The organism is Bacillus sp. NPDC094077 (assembly GCF_050279465.1).
In the GTDB taxonomy this organism is placed as follows: Bacteria; Bacillota; Bacilli; order Bacillales; family Bacillaceae_G; genus Bacillus_A.
On record NZ_JBNNUF010000053.1, the window covers coordinates 1 to 2,473 of the forward strand.

Annotated in this window: 2 protein-coding genes; both read right to left on the minus strand. The window is 33.2% G+C overall.

Features of this window, described 5'->3' with window-relative positions; genetic code table 11:
• Positions 1–285: 285 nt before the first annotated feature.
• Positions 286–1,017, minus strand: a complete 732-nt coding sequence (locus tag ACQKNR_RS29185) for a DsbA family oxidoreductase (RefSeq protein ID WP_427322748.1) — start codon at positions 1,015–1,017, stop codon at positions 286–288.
• A gap of 186 nt (positions 1,018–1,203) precedes the next feature.
• Positions 1,204–2,163 (minus strand): alpha/beta hydrolase, encoded by a 960-nt coding sequence (locus tag ACQKNR_RS29190; RefSeq protein ID WP_427322750.1) that lies wholly within the window; start codon positions 2,161–2,163, stop codon positions 1,204–1,206.
• Between the last annotated feature and the right edge of the window lie 310 nt (positions 2,164–2,473).

Here is a 2,473-nt window from a genome sequence, read left to right on the forward strand (position 1 = left end):
TTTCAAAGAACTACTCGGTCGCTCATTTGCGACTTCCTTATGTTAACATTTCTAATTTGTAATGTCAACTAAGTTTTTTATTTCGTTTGCCGCTTCGACGTTGTTTTCATCAGCGACTCGTATAATATTACACTTATAAATAATAATAGTCAATGGTTTTTTATAAAAAACTTTATTTTTATAAATTCCACTTACATGATCAAATTATCCACTTACATATCTCTTCTATAATTATATATAAGCAACCCATAAAACTATCTATGGGTTGCTTATATATAATAAAAATTATTGTTCTTTTGATGGCACCGAACAACTTCCATCCGTACAAGAAAGATCGCTTCCCCCATCCGATGAAAGTTCCTGTAACTTAGGTGCAGGATTCTCTTCTTCCCATACTTGCTGAAGTGCACCAACAAAAGTTTCAAATGGTTGCGCACCTGAAATAGCATATTTTTGATTAACAATAAAATAAGGTACTCCCGTAATTCTATATTGCTGAGCTATTGCTTCATCAACTCTCACATCATTTGCATAAGCACTTTTATTATTGATAACATTTAAAGCCTCTTGCTTATCTAAACCTGAAGCCTCAGCGATAGTAGCGAGTGTATCCACATCACTTAAATTTCTCGATTCAGTGAAATATGCAAAGAGTAGATTTTCCGTAATCTCTTTTTCTTTTCCTTGATCCTTCGCAAACTTCGCAAGACGATGCGCATCAAAGGTATTTGTCGGCTTCATTTCTTCAAAATTGAAACTTAACCCCATACTAGCTGCATGATTTCCTAGTTGTATGTTATTACGCTTAGCTTCTTCAATACTAATCCCATACTTTGATGCAAGTACTTCGTTAATACTCATTCCAGAATAGATTGGCGTATTTGGGTCTAATTCAAAACTTTTAAACTCAACTTCAACATCCTTTTTATGTGGAAATTGCTCTAAAGCCATTTCTAACCTACGCTTCCCGATATAACAAAATGGACATACAAAATCTGACCATACTTCAATTTTCATATTAACACCTCTTTAAAATTTAGTTTCCAATCATTGTAGCATCAGCATTACAGAATTCAAAAATTTATGCTTCAAGTCTTATATACTAAAGCCTAAAATGAATTTATGATTACAAAAAAAACGATAATCAAAAGTATAAAAACATTAACTTCTGATTATCGTATATAAAACTCTAAACTACTCGACTTATGCTGGAATATATCTCTCTACAAACTTCCATACAGTATTCCAATATTTATTTGAATCTACTTTCTCCGCTTCTCCATGTCCCGCACCTGGAACAATTAATTTCTCTTTTTCTACTTTTGCAGCATTATATACCTCATCTAACATTTCAAAAGGAACAAATGTATCAGCATCCCCATGAATGAATAACATAGGTGTTTTACTTTTCGCAACTTGTTTCACAGCTGAAGCCTCTTCTAAATCATATCCAGCTCTCAGTTTAGTTACTGTGTTTGCCGCATTCATAACAGGAAATTTCGGCAAGTGGAATAAATCTTTTAGTTGATAAGTAAATTCATCAATAACAGTTGAATATCCGCAATCTTCAATAATGACTTTAACATTAGAAGGTACGTCTTCACCTGAAGTCATCATAACAGTCGCTCCACCCATAGAGATGCCGTATAAAGCTATTTCTGAATTAGGGTCTTTTTTTAAAATCTCCTGAATCCAAAGCATAATATCTTTACGGTCATGCCACCCCATTCCAATATAATCTCCTTCACTATCCCCATGCCCACGAAGATCTGGAGCTATAACATTATAGCCTTTCTCATAAAAGTTCCGGATATATTTCGTCATTTCCGAGGCTTTACCATTATATCCATGAACTACAATTGCCCATTTATGACTAGATTGTTCATTCATATATTCATAACCTGTTAATTTCAGGTTATCAAAAGAACGTACAGTTAATGTGTTAGGTTTATATTTTGATACAAAGTTCGTATTCTTTTTTTCATTCGTAACCAATACATCTCCCGATGCATTCACTGTTTCCGCTAAATGGGGATTATCCTCCAAAAATTCTTTTTCTTGTTTCGCATTCAATGCATAATTATAGAAATAATTTCCGACTAACATATATGCAATTGCTAGAAGGACTAAAACTACTATAGTAATTACACCTATCTTTTTCATATTATCTCCTTTTTCAAAATTAAATCTTGTTATATTAAAGCACTTCAAAAAATAACTGTACTATTTTAACATATCAATGAATCCTATCTATAAAAAATAAAATAGAAAATCTTAAATTACACATCAAAAATTATGTAGGGATGTACTCAAAATTCTTAGGAAAGTGGAAAATACCTTTGAGGTTGATAAGAAGTTATCCCTAACGAAACGTACACAAAAAAGACGAGTCATTCTGACTCGTCTTAAGCTTGCTTGGCGACGTCCTACTCTCACAGGGACAAGGTCCCAACTACCATCGGCGCTAGAGAGC